The sequence below is a fragment of the Kitasatospora humi genome (assembly GCF_020907985.1).
GTDB classification, from domain to species: Bacteria; Actinomycetota; Actinomycetes; order Streptomycetales; family Streptomycetaceae; genus Kitasatospora; species Kitasatospora humi.
The window spans coordinates 24,459-30,825 of the sequence record NZ_JAJJPA010000068.1; the positions used below are offsets into that span (position 1 = coordinate 24,459).

Below are 6,367 nucleotides of genomic sequence, written 5' to 3' on the forward strand. Positions count from 1 at the left end.
ACCGCGTGGCCCGTCTCGCATGCGATTCCGCCGGACCGGGCTGGGGCGTAGGAGCAGTGCTGTGCCCAGTGGCTGCTGGAGTGGCAGCTGTAGCAAACCGTGTTCCACTCCGGCGTCAGCAAGGGCACCTGGGTTTTGCTTACCATCAGCTCGACCGGATGCGGAGGGCAGCTGACGCCGTGTGCGACGGGCTTACCGAACAACTGGGCTCATGGCTCCGGAGGGCAAACCTGCACGGTGCGCCTGAAAGGTCCTCAACGGCCCGACGAAGCCCAGGCGCGCCTATCAGGTCATCGACCGATTACAAGCGCCCGCTGAAACGTCCAGCCGACACGCTGGAACCGAATGAAGCGAGAACTCGGGGAGGCCAATAAGCTGAGCCGGTCGCCCGTATGGGCTGCAGAGAAACCCAGAAAACAGCGAAGCGGCCCCCAGTCGCCAAACTTGGGCCGCTCGCTACGCACACTGCTTCCCTGAAGGTACCAGGCGTACCCGGTGCGGGCGAAGGACACACGCCCGTCGCTCTACCTGAGTGATCACCCTGACGCGGCTGGGACCGAGAAAGGCACCTTCGCGTTGCGCGCCATCAGCATCCTGCCCGGTCAACCCGCTGCGGACGCCGCAGGTCCGATCAGTTCTCTTCCCCGATGCCGTTGCCGGCAGCCTCGGTCCCCGGACCGACCGTCCTCATGGGGCACTGCCCCGCGTCCAGGCCCGGAGGGTGGTCTGCACCACCGTGGTCGCCACTGTTATCGGCGACGCTGCCCGGCGCCGGGTCGGAGGTGAACTCGTGAAGCACCTGACCGACGCCGAGTTCGAAAGCTCCTCGATCGAGCGGGCCTGGGAGCGCCCGGAGGAAGTGGTGGTTCCCTACGCCTTGGCGTACTCCCCTCACCTTCAGCCCGAGGACTACGGAGTGCTGATCCGGCTGCTGCTGCGAGATCCGGAGCAGCCGTCCGGCGTCCTCGCCCTGGCACGGGAGTTCCAGGCGTCCGGTTGGAGGATGGGCGCCAGCCGCCTCCGGGGAGTCCTGGGGCGATTGCAGAAGGCCGGCCACGTCAGCCATGAACGGGACGGCTACGACCAGGAGACCAGCCGCCCGAAGTGGCGGTTCCGGGTCTACCGGAACCCCGCCAACAACAGCGCCTATGTCAGCCGGGGCACCGTAGCTGCGTCGCAGGTCAGCCCGACGGTGCGAAATCCAACACGTCGGGGTGCGCAGGTCGGTTCCGAGGGTGCGATTTCCAACATCTGTGCAAGTCAGGCCGATGGTGCGGTTTTCAACACGTCGGGTTTCGATGGTGCGGTTTCCGACACGTCGGAAACCAACATGTGTTCAGGTCAGGCCGATGGAGCGGTTTCCAACACGTCGGCCCCGTCCCCCCCACACCCCCCGGTGGTAGGAACCCCCCCTACCCCCCCACTTCCGGCGGCCACGGCCGATGTCGGGATGGAAGGCAGGGGGACCGGCTTCGCCGGGAAGACCAACCCCTCGGAGTTGCCGCAGGACCTTCGGGCGGTGCTGCAGTTCCTGATGGAGCTGCCGGCGCCTTATGCGTGCGGGCTGCGGGACGCACGCAGGTTCGCGCCGAAGCTGCTGGAGGCGTTGCCGCTACTGGGCTACGCGACGCCGGACGAGGTGCTGGTGTACGACCTGACGCACCGTCCGGCCAGCGGCCTCAACGATCCGGCAGCCGCGATCGGCGCCCGGATCGACAGGTTGCGGCCGAGGCACATCGTGCTGCGCGATCGTGACATGCCGCGCGTGGCCGACCCGCGCACCGCACCGGACGTGCTCGCCCAGGTTCCGCACTGCGGCGACGCGGACTGCGACCCGATCTCGCGGATGCGCGAGGGACGGGACGCTGCGGGCTTTCTGCGGCTTCAGCCGTGCTCGCAATGCAGCCCCTTGGCGGCGCGCATCAAGAACGGTTGCCGGCTGTCTCGACAGCGAAGCGGACCACCGGACCTTGCCGGGGCCAACCTTGCGGAACCGCCTCATCCAGTGAGCGACCCGGAGTTCCGTCCTTGAACACCGCAGACACCGGCGTTGCCGCCGAGTACAGCCCACCGACCGATGATGCCCGCCCGCCCGTGCACGCCGCCCGCCACGCCCTGGAGCGGGAACAGCCCAACGACCTGGAAGCCGAGCAGGCCGTTCTGGGCGCGATGATGCTGTCGGCCTCGGCTATCAGCGACGTGGTCACCGCGCTGAACGGACCCGGTGACTTCTACCGCCCGGCACACCAGACGATCTACCGGGCGATCCTCGAGCTGCACGACCGCTCCGGCGGCGAGAGCACCCCCGACCCGATTCTGGTGGCCGGCGAGCTGACCGCCCGCGGCGAGCTCCGGCGGGTCGGCGGGCCCAGCTACCTGCACACCTGCCTCAACACGGTGCCCACGGCCGCCAACGCCGAGTACTACGCCGAGAAGGTCCGCAACCTCGCGGCGTTCCGCAAGGTGATCGAGACCGGTATCAGGCTCACCACCGGGGGCTACGCCGCGATGGGTGAGGCCCGCGAGGTCGTCCAAGCCGCCATGGCGCAGTTGCAGGCGCTGGTGGCCGGCACCGCGGAGGTCGCGCCGAAGCTGTCCGTCGCCGACCGGTGGCAGGAGTTCATCGACGACCAGGAGCACGGCATCGACCCACGCGCCCTGGACACCCCGTGGCCGGACATCAACGAGGTGGTCCAGCTGCTGCCCGGCCACTTGGTGACCGTCGGCGCGGCGACCGCCGGCGGCAAGTCGCTGTTCGGCATGAACCTGGCCGCCCACGTCGCCCTGCACCGCAACCGGCCGGTTCTCGTGGCCAGCATGGAGATGGGCGGAAAGGAGCTGATGGCCCGTCTGACCGCTGCCGAATCCGGGGTGCACCTGGAACGCCTGGTCAAGCACAAGCTCGACGACAACGACTGGCAGAAGATCGCCCGCGTCTCCGACGTGATGCGCAACGCCCACAACTTCTACCTGGACGACTCCGCCACCCAGACGCTGTCCAGGCTGCGGGCCCGGTTGCGCTACATGGCGTCGCGCGGTCACCCTCCCGCGATGCTCCTGTGTGACTACCTGCAGCTGGTGACCCCGGAGAACACCAAGGCCAACGCCAACCGCGCCCAGGAGGTCGGCGAGATCAGCCGCGGGTTGAAGAGGCTCGCGGGAGAGTTCGGGATCCCGGTGGTAGCACTGGCGCAGTTCAACCGCGGCGCGGTGGGCAGGCGTCCGGTCGTCAGCGATTTCAAGGAGTCCTCCGCGATCGAGCAGGACAGCAATTTGATCATCCTGCTTCACCGCGAGCTCGCCGAGGACGGTTCCGACACGGGGCCCAACGCCGGTACGGTCGAGGCGATCATCAGCAAGAACCGGTCCGGCCCCAGCGGCCGGGTCGTGCCGCTGGCGTTCCAGGGGCACATGGCCCGCCTGTCGTCCATGGCCCGGTTCTAGAGCGCTCCTGACGGCCCCTCTGGCGGCTCGCACTGCCTCTGGGCCGGGTCCCCTGCCGCTGGTCCGTCCCTCGATGTCAGGTCGCACGATGCACCGACTCGAGCGACATGAACGCGAGCGGTGGCCGGGATGATCGGATCGGGGTGCGCAGAGTGGTCGACTCTTGTCCGTGACCGTATGGAATCCATGGCGGACCATGTGCGCTCCGCTCGGTTCCCCAGGGTGGTCAGGAATTCGCGGGGAGATCTTCATGGGGAAATGAGGTGAGCGCAGAAAGTAATATTGCAGTGAGTGGGTGGGGAATCTCGCAGAGCGCTCCCAGGGGCGGGACTTCGAGAGAAGCACCCGAGCAGCTGTATTCGAGACTCCTGGCGTTAGGCCATGCGGGTGGTGCCCCGTGTCTTTGAACGGCTCCGGTGGATTATTGGTTCGGGGTTGCCGGCACAGCATCGCACTGGGTGCGGCAGCCCACGAGGGAGGCCTCCTCCTCACGCCGAGTCCCGGTGCCATCGCGGTTCCGGCGGGCACGAGGCGCGCGAGGAGGAGCGCCCCGTCCGCAGCGTGGGGGGGAGTGGCAGGACCGCTGCGGAGCGCCTCCTGAGCAGGTCGGCAGGCCGCGTGGCACGGCACCGCCCCTCCTTACAACGGCCGGCCAGGCAGGGCAGGCTGGGGTGGGGAATTCTGTATCCCGATGATGGGGAAATTTGCGAGCAAATTCCTCACAGGCGGATGGGTGTCCGCAGGCTGGTGCCGGTCTGCTTTCGCCGTGCTGGCCGTTTTGAGCGATTTCGGAGCCCGGCACGGCATTCCGCCAAGCGGGTGAAAGCCTGCTGAGGACCTTGTCATCGATTTCGACCGTCTGGGTTACTTCTATGTATCCAACCGGTGGGCCGCCCATCCCTCCCGGGGGAATGCGCAGGCCGTGTCCGCCGGTCCCAGGTGGCGGTCGGGCACGGACTTGCGATGGGCGCCCCCGCGGAGGAGTTGGATTCACTGGGTGGTGCCGCTTTGGCTGCGCCACCCAGTGCGGCGGCTCACATACGCCAGGAGGCGTCATGCGAGCAATCCAGAAGGTACGCCACGCGTTGAGCCGTGCGATGACCGCCTGGTCCACCTGGCACACTCCACCACGCTCCCAGATAAGCAGCGCGGTGTTGCTCTGGGCGTTCCCCCTGACGTGGTACGTGCCGCGGTTGCGAGCGAACGGGCAGCACCCGAGTGGACCTTCGACGCAACCCCTGGCTACTGCGGCACCTGTTGAGCCTTCCGTTCCGCCGCCGCAGCGTGCGCGCTGTGTGCTGGGCTCCTCAGAGACCGTGCGGGGCCGGCACAGGAGGCGCCGCAAGCGGATCGGCCGGGGGTGGCGCTGCAATTCGGCAGGCGGCTGAGTCACACGGAAAACCGTGGCCGACGGGCCCGGGAGCAGCCGGCTTCGCCTCGAAGGAAGCCGGCTGGGCTTCGCCTCCGCAGTCACGGGATCGGCCGGCCGCGGGCCCGTCGGGCGTCAAGGCGCCGGGCTCTCTTGCATCACAGCCACCCTCCAGTCGAAGGGAAAGCACCATGCCCATCAGCCCGAACCAGGGTTCCACCGCAGGTGGGACGCTGGTGACCATCACCGGTGTCAACCTCGCCGGTGCCACTGCCGTGCGCTTCGGCTCCAGCGCCGCCACGATCACCAGCAACACGCCCACGATGGTCACTGCGATCTCCCCGGCGGGTACCGGCACGGTGGGGGTTACGGTCACCACTGGAGGAGGCACAAGCAACCCGCTGCCGTTCTACTACATCGGTCCTCCGTTCAAGTCCTCGATCAGTGACACGTCCGGCCCCACGGCGGGCGGCAACACCGTGACGATCAACGGGACCGGCCTGTCCACGGCGACCGCCGTGAACTTCGGTGCCAACAGCGTCACGCCGACCGTGCTCAACGACGGCCGGCTGAGCGTCGTCGTGCCGGCCGGTACGGCAGCCGGCGCTGTCAGCGTCAGTGTCACCACTGCGGGCGGTACCAACAACGGTCTGACGTACACCTACGTCGACGCCCCCACCATCACCAGTGTGGTGCCGAATTCGGGCCCGATCTCGGGAGGTACGCCGGTCACGCTGACGGGGACGAACCTGACGTCCACCCAGTCGGTGACGGTCGGCGGCACGCTTGCGCCGTTCGTGGTCGTTTCCGCCACCGAGCTGGCAATCGTCACCCCGCCCGGCACCGCGGGCGCGGCGGACATCGTGGTGACCACCACTGGCGGGAGCAGCACGGCGGTGGGTGCCTTCACCTACATTGGCACGCCCGGTATCTGAGCCACAGCGGCTCGCGCTGGGACACCGGGGTCAGGTGACCGCGAGCCGATACCGATCCGTCCGGGCGGGCTGCGGGTCCCGCACGGACGTGACGAGCCCCGGTCGGCGCCCCAGCTTCCGCCGACCGGGGCTCACCTCGCGCTCGACATGGGCGGCCCGTCTTCCTACCCCGCCCATGCCGAGCGCCCCCGCACCGGTAGTGGGTCATCCCGCCACTGCGCAGCCGCATCCCATCAGTCGCAGCTCTCCGGGGCTGCTCCAACGCACGGGATTGGTCCATGGACGAGCTCAACACTTCCCTGATCTTCTCGGTCAGTCCGGCGTCGGGCCCGGCCGGGTCAACGGTGACGTTGACAGGGACTGGCTTCTTTGGTGTGACGGCGGTGTACTTCGGTACCGTCCGCGCGCCCACCTTTGATGTCGTGTCGCCGTCGGAGATCACGGCCACCGTGCCGCCCGGATCCGGCACGGTGCAGGTGACCGTGAGAGGGCTGCTGGGTCCGTCGCTCAACAGTGTCGCTTTCACCTACGCGGCGGTGGCGCCGGTGCTTGCTGCGGTTTCTCCGCCGTCGGGTCCGGTGGGGAGAACGGTCACCTTGACCGGGACCGGGTTCAGTGG

General features: G+C 68.2%; 4 protein-coding genes. All 4 read left to right on the forward strand.

From position 1 onward, the window contains the following. Nucleotides 1-790 precede the first annotated feature (790 nt). Nucleotides 791-2,032, forward strand: a complete 1,242-nt coding sequence (locus LN042_RS33725; RefSeq protein ID WP_230055261.1) for a hypothetical protein — start codon at nucleotides 791-793, stop codon at nucleotides 2,030-2,032. Continuing rightward, nucleotides 2,029-3,444, forward strand: a complete 1,416-nt coding sequence (locus tag LN042_RS33730) for a replicative DNA helicase (RefSeq protein ID WP_230055262.1) — start codon at nucleotides 2,029-2,031, stop codon at nucleotides 3,442-3,444. Before LN042_RS33725 ends, LN042_RS33730 begins: the two co-directional genes overlap by 4 nt. Before the next feature lie 1,560 nt (nucleotides 3,445-5,004). Beyond that, entirely contained in the window at nucleotides 5,005-5,748 is a 744-nt protein-coding gene (locus LN042_RS33735; RefSeq protein WP_230055263.1) for an IPT/TIG domain-containing protein, read from the forward strand. A gap of 278 nt (nucleotides 5,749-6,026) precedes the next feature. Next, the coding region (locus LN042_RS33740; RefSeq protein WP_230055264.1) for an IPT/TIG domain-containing protein at nucleotides 6,027-6,367 on the forward strand (341 nt) is incomplete at its 3' end.

Excerpts from the sequence above, each read along its gene's own strand:
- LN042_RS33735 (WP_230055263.1), top strand. The coding sequence starts at position 5,005 with ATGCCCATCAGCCCGAACCAGGGTTCCACCGCAGGTGGGACGCTGGTG.